The 15,259-nt window shown below is 59.9% G+C and carries 14 protein-coding genes and 1 other RNA gene; 5 read left to right on the top strand and 10 right to left on the bottom strand.

The annotated features are described in order from the left end of the window. From carB to QAO71_RS02075, 3 genes are all read right to left on the bottom strand, one after another. Positions 1 to 3,216: a carbamoyl-phosphate synthase large subunit gene (carB, locus tag QAO71_RS02085; protein ID WP_036993136.1), complete on the bottom strand. Its 3,216-nt coding sequence runs from the start codon at positions 3,214 to 3,216 to the stop codon at positions 1 to 3. 34 nt (positions 3,217 to 3,250) lie between these two features. Beyond that, positions 3,251 to 4,387 carry a glutamine-hydrolyzing carbamoyl-phosphate synthase small subunit gene (gene carA, locus QAO71_RS02080; protein ID WP_280165123.1) on the bottom strand — a complete coding sequence of 379 codons (1,137 nt, stop codon included), beginning with the start codon at positions 4,385 to 4,387 and terminating at the stop codon, positions 3,251 to 3,253. A 147-nt stretch (positions 4,388 to 4,534) separates the two neighbouring features. Next, complete coding sequence (locus tag QAO71_RS02075) at positions 4,535 to 4,711, bottom strand: hypothetical protein (protein WP_169304636.1); 177 nt, start codon at positions 4,709 to 4,711, stop codon at positions 4,535 to 4,537. A gap of 19 nt (positions 4,712 to 4,730) precedes the next feature. Between QAO71_RS02075 and QAO71_RS02070 the strand changes: the two genes are divergently transcribed. Continuing rightward, positions 4,731 to 5,501 carry a hypothetical protein gene (locus tag QAO71_RS02070; protein ID WP_074779322.1) on the top strand — a complete coding sequence of 257 codons (771 nt, stop codon included), beginning with the start codon at positions 4,731 to 4,733 and terminating at the stop codon, positions 5,499 to 5,501. 59 nt (positions 5,502 to 5,560) lie between these two features. On the opposite strand, the gene dapB is transcribed toward QAO71_RS02070, so the two are convergent. The 4 genes from dapB to grpE form a co-directional block, all read right to left on the bottom strand. Then, positions 5,561 to 6,367: a 4-hydroxy-tetrahydrodipicolinate reductase gene (gene dapB / locus QAO71_RS02065; protein WP_074779324.1), complete on the bottom strand. Its 807-nt coding sequence runs from the start codon at positions 6,365 to 6,367 to the stop codon at positions 5,561 to 5,563. A gap of 11 nt (positions 6,368 to 6,378) precedes the next feature. Beyond that, positions 6,379 to 7,515 (bottom strand): molecular chaperone DnaJ, encoded by a 1,137-nt coding sequence (gene dnaJ / locus QAO71_RS02060; protein ID WP_036993143.1) that lies wholly within the window; start codon positions 7,513 to 7,515, stop codon positions 6,379 to 6,381. Positions 7,516 to 7,636: 121 nt separating this feature from the next. Beyond that, the gene (dnaK, locus tag QAO71_RS02055; RefSeq protein ID WP_280165648.1) at positions 7,637 to 9,595 is read right to left on the bottom strand and encodes a molecular chaperone DnaK; all 1,959 of its coding nucleotides are present in this window, start codon (positions 9,593 to 9,595) and stop codon (positions 7,637 to 7,639) included. 53 nt (positions 9,596 to 9,648) lie between these two features. After that, positions 9,649 to 10,230 (bottom strand): nucleotide exchange factor GrpE, encoded by a 582-nt coding sequence (grpE, locus tag QAO71_RS02050; RefSeq protein WP_036993146.1) that lies wholly within the window; start codon positions 10,228 to 10,230, stop codon positions 9,649 to 9,651. 188 nt (positions 10,231 to 10,418) lie between these two features. Here grpE and recN point away from each other — a divergent pair, with 188 nt between their 5' ends. Further along, a complete protein-coding gene (recN, locus tag QAO71_RS02045) occupies positions 10,419 to 12,095 on the top strand; it encodes a DNA repair protein RecN (protein ID WP_280165122.1) in 1,677 nt (558 codons plus the stop codon). Positions 12,096 to 12,156: 61 nt separating this feature from the next. On the opposite strand, the gene fur is transcribed toward recN, so the two are convergent. Next, positions 12,157 to 12,561 carry a ferric iron uptake transcriptional regulator gene (fur, locus tag QAO71_RS02040; RefSeq protein ID WP_036993260.1) on the bottom strand — a complete coding sequence of 135 codons (405 nt, stop codon included), beginning with the start codon at positions 12,559 to 12,561 and terminating at the stop codon, positions 12,157 to 12,159. Between the two features lie 94 nt (positions 12,562 to 12,655). Here fur and QAO71_RS02035 point away from each other — a divergent pair, with 94 nt between their 5' ends. Continuing rightward, a complete protein-coding gene (locus QAO71_RS02035; protein WP_074779330.1) occupies positions 12,656 to 13,093 on the top strand; it encodes an outer membrane protein assembly factor BamE in 438 nt (145 codons plus the stop codon). Positions 13,094 to 13,123: 30 nt separating this feature from the next. On the opposite strand, the gene QAO71_RS02030 is transcribed toward QAO71_RS02035, so the two are convergent. Then, positions 13,124 to 13,435, bottom strand: coding sequence for an RnfH family protein (locus QAO71_RS02030; protein WP_036993148.1), 312 nt, complete (start codon positions 13,433 to 13,435; stop codon positions 13,124 to 13,126). Then, on the bottom strand, positions 13,432 to 13,866 hold the full coding sequence (locus QAO71_RS02025) for a type II toxin-antitoxin system RatA family toxin (RefSeq protein ID WP_036993149.1): 435 nt from the start codon (positions 13,864 to 13,866) through the stop codon (positions 13,432 to 13,434). Before QAO71_RS02025 ends, QAO71_RS02030 begins: the two co-directional genes overlap by 4 nt. 199 nt (positions 13,867 to 14,065) lie before the next feature. On the opposite strand from QAO71_RS02025, the gene smpB reads away from it, so the two are divergent. Further along, entirely contained in the window at positions 14,066 to 14,548 is a 483-nt protein-coding gene (gene smpB, locus QAO71_RS02020) for an SsrA-binding protein SmpB (protein ID WP_036993150.1), read from the top strand. An 85-nt stretch (positions 14,549 to 14,633) separates the two neighbouring features. Next, positions 14,634 to 15,021, top strand: a transfer-messenger RNA (tmRNA) gene (ssrA, locus tag QAO71_RS02015). The last annotated feature ends 238 nt before the right edge of the window (positions 15,022 to 15,259 follow it).

The following is a 15,259-nucleotide window of genomic DNA, read 5'->3' as shown; positions in this document are numbered from 1 at the left end:
TCAGATTCCCTCGTGCAGTTCCTGAAGGCGGCGCACTGCGCGCTCAGGGCCGAATTTCAATGCCATGCATACCGCCTGACCGCCGGCCAGAGTGGTGGTGGAGTACACCTTGTGCTGCAAGGCATTGCGACGAATGGAATAGGAGTCGGCGATGGACTGCCGGCCTTCGGTGGTATTGATTACCAGCCGGATCTGGTCGTTCTTGATCATATCGACGATATGCGGGCGACCTTCGGTGACCTTGTTCACACGGCGCACCGGCAAACCAGCCGCCTCGATGACCTTGGCGGTACCGGCGGTGGCCACCACTTCGAAACCGAGCTCAGTCAGATCACGGGCCACGTCGGCGACGAAGGGCTTGTCGTCCTCACGCACGCTGATGAACACGGTACCCGAGGTCGGCAGCACCTCGCTGGCGCCCAGCTGCGACTTGGCAAAAGCCTCGGCGAAACTGTCGCCAATGCCCATCACCTCGCCGGTGGATTTCATTTCCGGCCCAAGGATGGGATCCACACCCGGGAACTTGGCGAACGGGAAGACCGCTTCCTTTACCGAGAAGAACGGCGGAATCACCTCTTCGGTGAAGCCCAGCTCCTTCAACGTCTTGCCAGCCATCACCCGCGCAGCGATCTGCGCCAGGGAGCGGCCAATGCACTTGGAGACGAAGGGCACGGTACGCGAAGCCCGCGGATTCACTTCGATTACGTAGATGGTGTCGCCCTGCAGCGCCAGCTGCACGTTCATCAGACCGACCACACCCAGCTCCAGCGCCATGCGCTTGACCTGGTCGCGCATCTGGTCCTGTACCTCGGCAGACAGCGAGTACGGCGGCAGCGAGCAGGCCGAGTCACCGGAGTGTACGCCCGCCTGCTCGATGTGCTGCATGATCGCACCGATGACCACATCAGTGCCGTCGGACACCGCATCCACGTCAATCTCGATCGCACAGTTGAGGAAGTGGTCCAGCAGCACCGGGCTGTCATTGGAAACCTTCACCGCGTCACGCAGGTAGCGCTTGAGCTCGTCTTCCTGGTAGACGATCTCCATGGCGCGACCGCCCAGTACGTAGGATGGGCGCACGACCAGCGGGTAGCCGATCTTGTTCGCGGCCGTGATGGCCTCGTCTTCGCTGCGCACAGTGGCGTTCGGCGGCTGACGCAGGTTCAGGCGCTCGACCATCTGCTGGAAGCGCTCGCGGTCCTCGGCACGGTCAATGGCCTCGGGGCTGGTACCGATGATCGGCACGCCGGCCTCTTCCAGGGCACGAGCCAGCTTCAGCGGAGTCTGCCCGCCGTACTGCACGATCACACCCTTGGGCTGTTCGACACGGACGATTTCCAGCACATCTTCCAGGGTCACCGGCTCGAAATACAGACGATCGGACGTGTCATAATCGGTGGATACGGTTTCCGGGTTGCAGTTGACCATGATGGTCTCGTACCCGTCTTCACGCATGGCCAGAGCCGCGTGCACGCAGCAGTAGTCGAACTCGATACCCTGACCGATGCGGTTCGGGCCGCCACCCAGCACCATGATCTTGTCACGGGTCGACGGGTTGGCCTCGCACTCTTCCTCATAGGTGGAGTACATGTAAGCGGTATCGGTGGCGAACTCGGCGGCGCAGGTATCCACCCGCTTGTACACCGGAAACACGCCGAGCTTCTGGCGCTGCGAACGCAGGTTCTTCTCGCTCACGCCCAGCAGCTGCGCCAGGCGGGTATCGGAGAATCCCTTGCGCTTGAGGCGGAACATCAGGTTCTTGTCGAGATCGGCCAGGCCCAGTTTGCTGACACGTTCCTCGTCCTTGATCAGATCCTCGATCTGTACCAGGAACCAGGGATCGATCTTGGTCAGATCGAAGATGCGCTCGACACTCATACCGGCGCGGAAGGCATCACCGATGTACCAGATACGCTCGGCGCCCGGCACCGTCAGCTCGCGGGTCAGGTCGGTGGCCGCATCCGCGGCACTCAGATCCAGCTGCGGGTCGAAGCCGCAGGAGCCCACTTCCAGGCCACGCAGCGCTTTTTGCAGCGATTCCTGGAAAGTCCGGCCAATGGCCATGACCTCACCCACGGATTTCATCTGGGTGGTCAGGCGCGCATCGGCATTGGGGAATTTCTCGAAGGCAAAACGCGGAATCTTGGTAACGACGTAGTCGATCGATGGCTCGAAGGACGCCGGGGTACGGCCACCGGTAATGTCGTTCTGCAGCTCATCAAGGGTATAACCCACCGCCAGCTTGGCGGCGATCTTGGCAATCGGAAAACCAGTGGCCTTGGAGGCCAGCGCGGAAGAACGCGACACCCGCGGGTTCATTTCGATGACGACCATGCGGCCATCCTTCGGGTCGATACCGAACTGCACGTTGGAGCCGCCGGTTTCCACACCGATTTCACGCAGCACCGCCAGCGAGGCGTTGCGCATGATCTGGTATTCCTTGTCGGTCAGGGTCTGGGCCGGAGCCACGGTGATGGAGTCACCGGTATGCACGCCCATGGGATCGAAGTTCTCGATCGAGCAGACGATGATGCAGTTGTCCTTCTTGTCGCGGACCACCTCCATCTCGTATTCCTTCCAACCGATCAGCGATTCGTCGATCAGCAGTTCCTTGGTCGGAGAAAGATCCAGACCGCGGTTGCAGATTTCCTCGAACTCTTCGCGGTTATAGGCAATCCCGCCACCGGTACCACCCATGGTGAAGGATGGGCGAATGATGCAAGGAAAGCCGACCTTGTCGAGGACGCCGTAGGCTTCATCCATGTTGTGAGCGATGCCGGAACGCGGGCATTCCAGGCCGATATCACGCATGGCCTTGTCGAACCGCGAACGGTCTTCGGCCTTGTCGATGGTATCGGCATTGGCACCGATCATCTCCACGCCGAACTTCTCCAGCACGCCGTGCTTTTCCAGATCCAGCGCGCAGTTCAGCGCAGTCTGACCGCCCATGGTCGGCAGCAGCGCGTCCGGGCGCTCCTTCTCGATGATGCGCGCTACCGTCTGCCACTTGATCGGCTCGATATAGGTGGCATCAGCCATGGCCGGATCGGTCATGATGGTGGCCGGGTTGGAGTTCACCAGGATCACCCGGAACCCCTCTTCACGCAGCGCCTTGCAGGCCTGGGCACCGGAGTAGTCGAACTCGCAGGCCTGGCCGATCACGATGGGACCGGCGCCGAGGATCAGAATACTTTTGATATCAGTACGTTTTGGCATAGTGTGCTTTTAATCCTTGGGATAGACCGACGACTCAGGCGCTCTTGTTCATGGCTGCGATGAACCGCTCGAACAGCGGTGCCACGTCGCCCGGACCGGGGCTCGCCTCAGGGTGTCCCTGGAAGCTGAAGGCCGCCTTGTCGGTGCGCTCGATGCCCTGCAGAGTGCCGTCGAACAGGGATTTATAGGTAGCGCGGACGTTGGCCGGCAAACTGGCCTCGTCCACCGCGAAGCCGTGGTTCTGGCTGGTGATCATCACCACACCGCTATCCAGATCCTGAACCGGGTGGTTGGCACCATGGTGGCCGCTGGGCATTTTTACCGTGCGCGCACCGGAAGCCAGGGCGAGCAGTTGGTGACCCAGACAGATGCCGAGGATCGGGGTATCGGATTCCAGCAACTCCTGGATGGCCTTGATTGCGTAATCGCAAGGCTCCGGGTCGCCCGGACCGTTGGCCAGCAGCACACCATCGGGATTCAGCGCCAACACTTCCGCTGCCGTGGTCTGGGCGGGTACGACAGTCAACCGGCAACCGCGGCCGACCAGCATGCGCAAGATGTTGTACTTGACGCCGAAATCATAGACCACCACATGGTAGGGCAGATCGGCCGCGTCAATCTCAGGGTGGCTATCAGTGGCCAGATTCCAGGGAGCGGAACGCCATTCGTAGGCTTCTTTGACACTGACCTCCTTCGCCAGGTCCATGCCCTTCAGACCAGGGAAGCCGCGCGCCAGCTCCAGCGCTTTTTCTTCAGTCGCGTCCTCACCCGCCATGATGCAGCCATTCTGCGCACCTTTCTCGCGCAGAATGCGCGTCAGGCGACGGGTATCGATGCCGGCAATGGCCACAGTGCCATTTTCCTTGAGGTAATCCGGCAGCGATTGCTTGTTGCGCCAGTTACTGGCGACCAACGGCAGGTCTCGGATCACCAGGCCCGCCGCCCAGACCTTCCAGGACTCGGCATCTTGCGGCGTGGTACCGGTATTGCCGATGTGGGGATAGGTCAACGTGACGATCTGCCGTGCATAGGAAGGATCGGTAAGGATCTCCTGATAACCGGTCATGGCTGTGTTGAACACGACCTCGCCGACACTGTGGCCGTCGGCGCCGATGGCCTCACCGCGGAAAATGCTGCCGTCGGCAAGGGCGAGAATGGCGGGCTTGGACAAGAAAACCTCCGAAAGACTGACACGTTTTTGCCAAACGCGGGCTGCACAAAAGCGGGAATGATGTGTTTACCACTTCATTCCACTGCAAAGGCATTGGTCAGATACGCGCTGATATAGACTGATTAGCGCGATAGTTTACCGGTTTGATCAGTAAATATCCACACCGACCATCTCGCCCACGACCATTGAACGGGACGATTTCGGGCTCTGTTTCATAATCGCGATGAACATGCTAAAACTGCAGGGGATGAAATCCTTGGCCGCAGAGCCTGGGAAGTTCTGCCGGTACGCGCCTGTCGCGACCGGATCAGGATCAAAAAACAAAAAACAGGGACTCCAGACAATGAAGATGCATCTGAAATACCTCTTGGTTCTGCTGCTGCTCGGCTTCGCCGGCCAGACCCCAGCCGACACCGACGCGCAATTGGCGCAGAACATCCATGAACTGCGCAGCGAAGGCTACCGGGCCGCCACCTACCTGTTGATCGATAACAACCTGTTCGAACGTGTACGGGAGCCCGGCAACCGGGAGACCTACAACGACGCCCTGGGCAACATGGAAAAACTGCTGCGCCTGATGGACAACCCTCAGGATCTGCGCACCCCGTTCAACGAATTTGTCGGCCTGATTCGCGAACTGGAGAACCAGAGCCTGGAAGAGGCCCATTACCACCTGGCCACGGTCAACCGCATCATGATGGCCCATGGCAAGCTGGACAAAGCCGCCGGGGCACAGTATTCCGGCCTCGCTGGCACCATCAGCGAACATCTTCACGCGCTGCATCAGCAGAGCCTGGAGACGAGCCAGATCCTGCTGCTCTACCAGAACAGCATGTTCAGCTCGATCGGCATCTACTTCATCGAACCCGGCGAAACCGTGTTTCAGAATATCGATGCCAGCATTGTCCAGCGCTCAGCCACCCTGAAAACCCTTTTGCCCGAGCTGTCCGGCACACTGAACGACCTGGACAAGCAGTACAGCTTCATCCAGCCGCGCCTGCTCAACCACCGGGCCGACTGGGTACCGACCATTGCGGCCTTCTACCTGCAGCGCAATACCGAGACCCTGAACGACCTGGCACGCGAACAGGTGCGCCAGAACAAGGCCAGCTGAGCCGGCGGGCACAAAAAACCCGGCCTCGAAGGGCCGGTTTTTTTGTTGTCACGCATAATTCAGTCACGCAGCGCCAGCACATCCTGCATGTCGTACAGACCACTGGTGCGCCCACCCAGCCAGATCGCTGAACGCACCGCGCCCTTGGCGAAGGTCATGCGGCTCGACGCCTTATGGGTAATCTCGACCCGCTCGCCTTCGGTGGCAAACAGTACGGTGTGGTCACCGACCACATCACCGGCGCGCACGGTGGCAAAACCGATGGTGTTGCGGTCGCGTGCGCCGGTCTGGCCTTCACGGCCATACACCGCCACGTCCTGGAGGTTGCGACCCAGCGCATCGGCAACCACTTCCCCCATGCGCAGCGCAGTGCCGGACGGCGCATCGACCTTGTGCCGGTGGTGCGCCTCGATGATTTCAATGTCCGCCTCGTCACCCATGACCCGGGCCGCCATATCCAGCAGCTTGAGGGTCAGGTTGACACCCACGCTGAAGTTCGGCGCGAACACCACCGGTACCTGCTGAGCCGCATCGGCAATCTGCTGCTTTTCCGCGTCGGAGAAGCCGGTGGTGCCGATTACCAGGGCCTTGCCCGCCGCACGACAGATATCGAGATTGACCAGGGTGCTGGTCGGATGAGTAAAGTCGATCAGCACATCGAATTCGCTGAGCACCTGATTCAGATCACCAACGATATTCACGCCGAGCTTGCCGACGCCGGCCAGCTCACCGGCATCGGCACCGATCAGACTGCTCTGCGGCCGCTCGATCGCCGCCGTCAGGCTGGCTCCTTCTGCTTGCTGGATGGCCTCGATCAGGGTCTTGCCCATCCGTCCGGCTGCGCCGATTACCGCTATTCTTCTCATGCTTGCCCCGGTCAGAACTTCATGTCTTCAAAAAAATTCTTCACACCTTCGAACCAGCTCTTGGCCCGCGGCGACTGATTGCTGCCCTCGGCCTGCAGCGTATCACGCAGTTCGTCGAGCAGCTCGCGCTGACGTTTGGTCAGGTTCACTGGCGTCTCGACCACCACCCGACACAGCAGGTCACCGGCCGAGCCACCGCGCACCGGCACCACGCCCTTGCCACGCAACCGGAACAGCTTGCCAGTCTGGGTACCGTCGGGAATCTTCAGCTTGACTCGGCCGTCCAGAGTCGGCACTTCCAGCTCACCACCCAGGGCAGCATCGGCAAAGCTGATCGGCACTTCGCAGTACAGATTCTTGCCGTCACGCTGGAAGATCTTGTGCTCGCGTACCGAGACCACCACGTACAGGTCGCCCGAAGGACCGCCGTTGACACCCGCCTCGCCTTCACCGCCCAGCCGGATGCGATCACCGGTATCGACACCAGCCGGCACCTTGACCGACAGAGTCTTGTGCTCTTCGACCCGGCCCTGGCCGTGACAATCCCTGCAGGGATCGCTGATCATCTGACCGGTGCCATGACAACGGGGACAGGTCTGCTGCACAGAGAAGAAACCCTGCTGCATGCGCACCTGGCCGTGGCCACCGCAGGTGGTACAGGTCACCGGACTGGTGCCCTTCTTGGCACCGCTGCCATCGCAGGTATTGCAGCCCACCAGGGTCGGCACCCGGATGGTTACAGACGTGCCGCGCACAGCCTCTTCCAAATCGAGTTCCAGGGTGTAGCGCAGATCACTGCCCCGCTGCACGCTGGAGCGACCACGCCCGCCGCCACCACCACCGAAGATATCGCCGAATACATCGCCGAAGATGTCGGAGAAGTTGCCGCCGCCAAAGCCGCCGGCACCGGCCCCCATATTCGGGTCGACGCCCGCGTGGCCATACTGATCATAAGCCGCCCGCTTGTTGGCATCGGTAAGAACTTCGTAGGCCTCGTTGGCCTCCTTGAATTTCTCTTCCGCTTCCTTGTCATCCGGATTGCGGTCCGGGTGATATTTCATTGCCAACCGGCGATAGGCCTTTTTCAGCTCGGCTTCACTGGCGCCGCGCTCCACGCCCAGCACCTCATAATAGTCACGCTTGGCCATATATCCTGTTTCCTTTAGAAAGCCTTACGGCACAAACAGCAACGCGGGAATAGCTCCCGCGTTGCCCTGCCGCGATGTGTACCGGGCCTCAGGCAAAGCCCGACACCCGGTCACGCAAGGACTACTTGTTGTTGTCCTTGACCTCTTCGAACTCGGCATCCACCACGTCATCGGCATTGGCATCACCGGCGTCCGCCTGGCCTTCCGCCTGAGCCGACTGCGCCTGCTCGGCGTACATCTTCTGTACCATCGGGCCGGACGCTTCGGACAATGCGTTGATCTTGGCTTCGATCTCGGCCTTGTCGTCGCCCTTGATCGCCTCTTCCAGATCGGCCAGCGCCTTCTCGATAGCGGCCTTCTCTTCCTCGGTGGCCTTGTCGCCCGCCTCGGTCAGGGTCTTGCGAGTGGCATGCACCAGCTGGTCACCCTGGTTGCGCACGGTCACCAGCTCTTCGAACTTGCGATCTTCATCGGCGTTGGCCTCGGCATCACGCACCATCTGCTCGATTTCTTCATCGCTCAGACCGGAGTTGGCCTTGATCACGATCGACTGCTGCTTGCCGGTGGCCTTGTCCTTGGCGGACACATTGAGGATACCGTTGGCATCGATGTCGAAGCTGACCTCGATCTGCGGTACGCCACGCTGCGCCGGCGGGATGTCGGCCAGGTCGAAGCGACCCAGCGATTTGTTCTGCTGCGCTTGCTTACGCTCACCCTGCAGTACGTGAATGGTCACTGCAGTCTGGTTGTCGTCCGCGGTCGAGAACACCTGCGACTTCTTGGTCGGAATGGTGGTGTTTTTCTCGATCAGCGTGGTCATCACGCCGCCCATGGTTTCGATACCCAGCGACAGCGGGGATACGTCCAGCAGCAATACGTCTTTCACGTCACCGGCCAGTACCGCGCCCTGGATAGCTGCACCCACGGCAACCGCCTCATCGGGGTTGACGTCCTTGCGCGGCTCCTTGCCGAAGAACTCGGCAACGGTCTTCTGCACCAGCGGCATACGGGTCTGACCGCCCACCAGGATCACTTCGTTGATGTCGGAAACATCCAGACCGGCGTCCTTCATGGCCACACGGCACGGCTCGATGCTGCGCTTGATCAGCTCTTCAACCAGCGACTCCAGCTTGGCACGGGTCACTTTTACCTGCAGGTGCTTGGGACCGGAGGCATCGGCGGTGATGTACGGCAGGTTGACATCGGTCTGCTGGCTCGAGGACAGCTCGATCTTGGCTTTCTCAGCGGCTTCTTTCAGGCGCTGCAGGGCCAGCGGGTCGTTGTGTAGATCAACGCCGTTTTCCCGCTTGAACTCATCCGCCAGATAGTCGATCAGACGCATGTCGAAGTCTTCACCACCAAGGAAAGTGTCGCCGTTGGTGGCCAGCACTTCGAACTGATGCTCACCGTCAACTTCGGCAATCTCGATCACCGATACGTCGAAGGTACCGCCACCCAGGTCATATACCACCACGGTGGAATCGCCACGGGCCTTGTCCATCCCGTAGGCCAGCGCAGCCGCTGTCGGCTCGTTGATGATGCGCTTGACGTCCAGGCCAGCGATGCGACCGGCATCCTTGGTGGCCTGACGCTGGCTGTCATTGAAGTAAGCCGGTACGGTGATCACCGCCTCGGTGACGGCCTCGCCCAGATAGTCCTCGGCGGTCTTCTTCATCTTCTTCAGCACTTCCGCAGAAATCTGCGGCGGCGCCATCTTCTCACCCTTGGCCTCGACCCAGGCGTCACCGTTGTCGGCCTTGATGATCTTGTAGGGCACCAGCTTGATGTCCTTCTGCACGACGTCTTCGTCGAAGCGACGACCGATCAGACGTTTGACGGCGTTCAGGGTGTTCTGCGGGTTGGTGACCGATTGGCGCTTGGCGGACTGGCCGACCAGCGTTTCTCCGTCGTTGGTATAGGCGACGATCGACGGCGTGGTACGACCACCCTCGGCGTTCTCGATCACCTTGGCCACACCATTTTCCATGACAGCGACGCAGGAGTTGGTAGTCCCCAGGTCGATACCGATGATTTTACCCATGTGCTGTGTCTCCGAATATGCTGGCCGCTGCTGGTGCAGCGGCGCTGTTTGATCTGTGTATGGACCCTAGATGGGGTCACGGAAAATCTTTTTCAAGCCTGCTCGTTGATCGAACCTGCCGCCCCACCGGCACCCGCCTTGCTCACCACCACCATCGCCGGGCGCAGCAGGCGGCCGCTGAGGGTATAACCCTTCTGGAATACCTTGATCACGGTATTGGGCTCGACATTGTCGCGCTCTTCCATGGTCATCGCCTGGTGCAGTTCGGGGTTGAAGGGTTCACCATGGGGGTCGACCGCGACGATCTGATGTCGGGCCAGGGTATCGCTGAACAGCTTCAGGGTGAGCTCCATGCCATCACGCATCGGCTTGATGGCGGCATCTTCGTCACTGGACAGCTCCAGGCCGCGCTCCAGGCTATCAACCACCGCCAGCAGATCATTGGCAAAACGTTCCAGAGCGAACTTGTGCGCCTTTTCCACTTCCTGTTCAGCGCGACGACGGGCATTCTGCACATCGGCAGCGGCACGCAGAGCCTGATCCTGGGCCGTGGCCAGCTGCTCTTCCAGGCTGGCGATCCGGGCTACCAGGTCCTCTTCCACAGCAACGGTCTCCTGCCCCTGATCGGCTACAGACTCCTCGTCCTGCAGCTCCTGTCTCGGTTCGTCCACCATGTATATCTCCTGTCTGACAAAATAAGGCGACACGGCCCAGCGGCCGGATTGAACTTCACTGCACCCTATATGGGGATCGCCTTCCCAGGTTCAAGGGCAGTTTTTCACAGCGGGTGAACAAGGGGTTGAGGAACCCCACAGCACTACTGTATAAATAACCAGAACAACAATCTTCGGAGAGCGACTCCATGTTGGTGCATCTGGCGGTGAACAACTACGCAATTGTCGATCATCTCGAGCTGGAACTCGATCGGGGCATGACCGTGATCACCGGTGAAACCGGCGCCGGCAAATCCATCATGCTCGACGCACTGGCGCTGACCCTGGGCGACCGCGCCGACAGTGGCGCCGTACGCCCGGGTGCCGACAAGGCAGACATTCTTGCCACCTTCGATATCAGCGAGATCCCCGAAGCGGTCCAATGGCTCAGCCAGCGCGACCTGAGCAGCGACGAATCACAGGTCATCCTGCGCCGGGTGGTCACCGCCGAAGGCCGCTCACGCGCCTACATCAACGGCAGCCCCTGTCCGCAGCAGGATCTCCGCGCCCTGGGCGAAATGCTCATCGATATTCACAGCCAGCATGAACACCAGTCGTTATTGAAAGCTGATACCCACCGCCGACTGCTGGATGACTATGCCGGCGCCAGCGACCTGGCCCGCCAGGTCCAGCTCGCTGCGCAGCGTTGTCGGCAGACCGAGCAGGCGTTGCAGCAGGCCAGTGACACCAACGATGAGCAGAACGCGCGCATTCAGTTGCTCAGCTATCAATTGGAAGAACTCGACAATCTGAGCCTGCAAGATGGCGAACTGGAACAACTGGAAGCGGAACAGCGGCAGTTGGCCAACGCCGAGCTGATCATGCAGTCCTGCCAGCAGATCATCAATATCTGCAGCGAAAGCGACAGCGGCAGTGTGCTGCAGGCACTAACCTCAAGCCTCAACCGGCTGAGCGGTCTGAAGGAGCATGGCCGCAGCCTTGATGAGGCGCACAACCTGCTGTCCGGCGCGCAGATTCAGGTGGAAGAAGCGGTTGGCGAGCTGACCCGCTATCTGGACCACTTCGAGGCCGACCCGCAGCGCCAGCAGCAGGTCGAAGAGCGGCTCGGCGTGATTCATGACCTGGCCCGCAAACATCGGGTCAACGCCGATGAATTGCCCGCCTTGCAGCAACGCCTGATCGACGAGCTGGAAGGCATCCAGCAGCAGGACGCCGACCGGGAACGACTATCTGAGGAATTGGTAGCCTACCGCGAGCACTTCCAGAGCCTGGCCAGCCGCCTCTCGGACACCCGCCGCAAGGCCGCCACCCGCCTGGCCAAAGCCGTTACCGGCGAGATCCAGCAACTGGGTATGCCCGGCGGCCAGGTCAAGGTGGAGCTGCATCCGCTCAAAGCTGAACAGACTCCACTGCAGGGCCTGGAGAATGTCGAATTTCTGGTCAGTGCCAATCCCGGCCAGCCGGCCAAGCCCCTGGCCAAGGTGGCCTCGGGCGGCGAACTGTCACGTATCAGCCTGGGCATCCAGGTCATTACCGCCCAGACCTCGCGAGTCTCGACGCTGGTATTCGATGAAGTAGACGTGGGTATTGGCGGGCCAACCGCCGAAATCGTCGGCAAGTTGCTGCGCCAACTGGGCGAACGCGGCCAGGTACTGACGGTGACCCATCTGCCGCAGGTGGCCGCGCAGGGGCATCAACATCTGTTCGTACGCAAGGAGCAGAAGCGCGACTCGACCCGCACCTGTATCGACCGCCTGGATCAGGAAGGCCGCGTGCAGGAAGTGGCGCGCATGCTGGGTGGAGTGGATCTTACCGAGGAGTCCCTGGCCCATGCCCGCAAACAATTGGCGGGCAATCAGCCATGACTGGCTGACGGCTTGCCCGTCAGCCAGTGCAGGTCAGGCGAGTGCCTGACCTGCCGATGCATCAACCTTTCTTCTTCACATACAGCACGAGGTTGTGATCCACCATCTCGTAGCCGTGTTCCTTGACGATTTCCTTCTGGCGACGCTCGATCTCCTCATCGAAGAATTCGATCACTTCGCCGGTGTCCACGCACACCATATGGTCGTGATGCTCGCCATCTGCCAGTTCGAATACCGCATGGCCGCCATCGAAATTGTGGCGCACCACCAGACCGGCCGTCTCGAACTGGGTGAGTACCCGATAAACGGTAGCCAGACCAACGTCTTCACCCGCTTCCATCAGAGCCTTGTAGACGTCCTCGGCACTCATGTGGCGGTCTTCTGTGTTGTCCAGCATCTGCAGGATCTTGACGCGCGGTAAGGTGACCTTGAGGCCCGCTTTGCGCAGTTCGTGATTTTCAACCATGGTCAGTTTCTCTCTCAACGCTTCGCAGCGCTGGATCAGTCGGGTATGATTCAGGGCCATTCAGCCAACTTTCGATAGTGGATGTTACCACGCGATGCCAAATAGTCTGAACCGTCTCATTTGTATCCTGCTGTTTTGCGCCGCGGGCGCTGGTCTTTCCGGTTGCGGTTTTCCGGGTGTATATAAGATCGATGTCCAACAGGGCAACGTCGTCACCCAGGAAATGGTAGACCAACTGCGTCCCGGCATGACCCAACGGCAAGTACGTTTCATCATGGGCACGCCCCTGCTGCAGGATACCTTCGAGCCCAACCGCTGGGATTACCTGTATAGCCTGCAGGCCGGGCACAGCCCCCGCGAGCAGGAACGCATCAGCCTGATGTTCGAGGACGACCTGCTGGTTGGCCTCGCCGGCGATTTCGTTCCAGGCACCAGCCGGGATGAAGAAATCATGAGCGGCGATAGCGCCACAGAGCCTGCGGCCACCCCCTATCCGATCGATCTCGGCGCACCGCTGGGCACTGGCGAATAAACCGACGGGCGGCGCTGGCGCCGCCCAGATTCAATCCGCTCTGGCTGCCTCCTTGTTTCTGGCCGCCCGCTGCTTGCGCACCTCCTTGGGGTCGGCAATCAGCGGGCGGTACAGTTCCACGCGCTCCCCTTCTCTCAGCTCCCGCTCTGCCGGCTTGGCCACCAGCTTGCCGAAAACACCCATATCGCACGCCTCCAGATCCACTCCCGGGAAATGTTCGGTAATTCCCGACAGCCGCGCCGCCTGCAGAACCGTGGTTCCTGCCGGCACGGTCAGGCGAATGATGCGCTGCTGATCGGGCAGCGCATAGGCCACTTCCACAGTGATGGCCGGCTCACTCACCCGTATAACTCCTGGGCCCGCTTGGAAAACGCCTCAACCATGGTATTGGCCGCATGATTGAACAGGGGGCCCAGGGTGGCGCGCACCAGGGCTCCAGAATAGTTGAATTGCATGTCCAGAGTAATCTTGCAGGCTTGCTCGTTCAGCGCCTGGAAAGTCCAGACGCCATTGAGTTCAGTGAAAGGACCGTCTTCCAGGCGCATCTCGATGCGCTCACCGGGTACCAACTGATTGTGGGTGGTAAAGGACTGGTGCAATCCAGCCTTGCCCACCGTCAGCCGGGCCTGCATGGACTCGTCGGTTTCACTGATGACCTCCGCCTTGGTGCACCAGGGCAGAAATTCGGGGTAGTGCTCGACCCGATTCACCAGGTCGAACAGGCGCTCCGCCGGGAAAGGCAGCAGAGCCGAACGCTTGATGTGCGTCGTCATAGGTTATTCACTTGAACAGTTCGGTTATGAATCATCAAGAATATAGCGTACCAGTGAACGGCCCACCGGGAACAGGCGCGATTTACCCGCTCCGGCCACACCCACGGCGCATCGATTCGGCGCTTCGGCCACGATAGGGATTGCCAGCCCAGCATCAGAGATAGCAGAAGGCAGCGGCAACCCCTATAATACGCCGCCTATGAGCAAGCAAAAGAAACCCCAGGCCAACGGCGGCACCATCGCGCTGAACAAACGGGCCAAGCACGAATATTTTGTCGAGCAACGCTTTGAAGCGGGCATCTCCCTTGCTGGCTGGGAAGTGAAAAGCCTGCGCGCCGGAAAGGCACAGCTGGTTGATAGCTACGTGTTGCTGAAGGACGGCGAAGCTTACCTGTTCGGCGCACATATCACCCCGCTGCAGACCGCCAGCACCCACGTCATTGCCGACCCGATCCGCACCCGCAAACTGCTGTTGCACACCAAGGAACTCGACAAGATCATCTCCGGTGTCGAGCAGAAGGGTTACAGCTGCGTAGCCATGGCGTTGTATTGGAAGAAGCACCTGGTCAAGTGCGAGATTGCCTTGGTCAAGGGCAAGAAGGAATACGACAAGCGCGAGACGGAAAAGAATCGCGACTGGGACCGTGAGAAACAGCGACTGGTCCGCGAAAGCAACCGCTGACCAATCTGTTGCCAAAGATGTCGCTGCTGTACGCTGGAGAACCTTTGGCGTAGAATAGCCTCTGATGTAATAGCACCAGGGTTTTGGGGCCGATCAGGATTCGACGACGGTTACAAAGCTTGAGGGGCATGCCGAGTTGGTAACAGAACTCGTAAATACACTGTTGCAAACCTATATAATTGCCAATGACGACAATTATGGTGCACAACTAGCTGCGTAAGCAGCCAAGTAGCACTTCTGGTAGCTTCGGCTCCAGCAATCATCAGAGGATGTCTGTAAACTCGAAATGATTGTCATATAGAACAGAATCGCCGCCAAGTTCGCTGTAGACGTAACGGCTAAAACTCATACAGCTCGCTCCAAACACCCTGCCACTCGGGCGGTGAGGAGTTAACTCAATAGAGATGGCTAAGCATGTAGAACCGATAGTGGCGGACTGGCGGACGGGGGTTCAAATCCCCCCGGCTCCACCAAACAAGCATCTAAAGACGTCTTCGGACGTCTTTTTTTGTGCCTGAAATCCAGTAAATACGGGGCTTTCAGGTCTATTAGCGTCCACAGAGGTTCACCGCTAGCCGCGCTTTGAAGTCCGGGAGCTCATTGCCACAGGCAAGGACCCCAAAGAGCATCGCGAGGCCGAGCTTCAGCTATGTGCTGTTCCACCTATGCCGTTTTTATGTGTTGGTATTCAAAAAGGCTGTTTGGCTCGAC

The sequence above is a fragment of the Halopseudomonas sp. SMJS2 genome (assembly GCF_029866945.1).
Classification (GTDB): domain Bacteria; phylum Pseudomonadota; class Gammaproteobacteria; order Pseudomonadales; family Pseudomonadaceae; genus Halopseudomonas; species Halopseudomonas bauzanensis.
Note: the sequence above shows the minus strand (reverse complement) of the source record. Positions and strands in the feature narration are given on the sequence as shown.